Origin of the sequence: Rodentibacter trehalosifermentans (assembly GCF_002000545.1) — a bacterium.
GTDB lineage: Bacteria > Pseudomonadota > Gammaproteobacteria > Enterobacterales > Pasteurellaceae > Rodentibacter > Rodentibacter trehalosifermentans.
Window position 1 is genome coordinate 1 of sequence record NZ_MLHL01000011.1, and the last position, 1452, is coordinate 1452.

Below are 1452 nucleotides of genomic sequence, written 5' to 3' on the forward strand. Positions count from 1 at the left end.
CACCGGTGTGCTGACAGCCAAGGTCAACCCCGATTGTTTATACTCATGTCGCTCACGGGTGTTGATGATATCTTTCCCCGCTTCCACTTTCACGCTCGCCCCTTCAATATCAATGCGGTTTTCTCTTGGGGTGATAAGGTCAGTACCCAGCACATTAGCATGATTGCCGGCTTGGATTTGAATGTTGCCCTTCATACTGCCTAAGGTGCTGCGCGCATCGGATTGTGTCCAACCTTCACTTTCTAAATGGTGTTTTTCCGATTTCGAGCCAAAGGTTATCCCGCCACCACTGCTAAACACCCCTGAGGTTTTCTTGGTTTCTTTGTGGATGTTTTTGAAGTGGTTCGTATCCGCCGCGATATCTACATCATGTCCGGCTTGAATGATTAAATCCTTCTCTGCAATGGCTTGTACGCCTTTGCCTTTCACGTCATTGCCGGCTGAGAGAACCACTTCTTTACCACTCACTTGTGTGCCAAGTTGGGTGTCCGATTGTTGCCGGTCAAAACTCGTTTTGGTGACTTTTGCCACACTGCCGCTTTTGGTTTTGTGGAACTCTTCAAAATCCCGACTTTCTTTCGCACCATTGAGCACTAAATCGTTTTCGGCAAGTGCGGTCAGTTTGGCATCACTTTCAAGCACCGCACCTTCGGAAAGAAGGTTGTTGGCAGTCAGTGTCACATCGCCTTTGCTTTTAATGTGGGAAACCACCGCTTTTTCCACTTTTTCATTGCGGTAGTGATTGCCCGTACCGAGTTTTTCATCAAAGCCTGTTGAAAGTGCGGTCAAATTCAGGTTGTTTTTGGCTTGAACAACCGTATCACCTTTGCCGTCATTAAGAATATCCGCACCTTGAGCGTTGAGGTTGTTGGCGGAAAGATGCAATTTGCCCGCTTCGCCTTTCACATGGAATAACGCTTGGCGGGCAAGGGTGGTTTGACTGCGTTGGAAGCCTGCGCCGCTTACCTTGGTTGTTGAAGTGGTGCTTTGGTGATGCAAATCACCGCCCATATCCACAAGCAAGGCTTTTTCTGCTTCAACGATGCCGCCAAGGTTGTCAAAATTACCTTTCGTTTGAATGCCCACTTTCTCACCACTAATCAAGCCTTCATTCACTAAACTGTCGGTTTTAAGAAGCGCAAGGTTGCGACCGGCGATGGTACCGCTGTTACGGAGGCGGTTCGTGCGTAAATCAATCACCTCCGCTGAAATCAATGCCCCTTGCCCGTTCACATCGCCCGGTTGCGCCATGGCATACACCCGTGGTGCCACCACTTTCACCTTTTTACCACTCGGAAGTTCCACGGTTTTTTCTTCAAACCACACAATATCAGAGGTTAATTGTGCCACTTGCGATGCAGAAAGGGCGACACCCGGTGTCAGGTTGAATTTTTTCGCAAAGGTGATGCCGTTATCCATCAAGCCCTTATATTGGCTTTCTAAATCTTGATA

General features: G+C 48.3%; 1 pseudogene. It reads right to left on the minus strand.

Features of this window, described 5'->3' with window-relative positions:
• Positions 1–1452, minus strand: a pseudogene (locus tag BKK52_RS13485) (hemagglutinin repeat-containing protein); the annotation flags it as partial.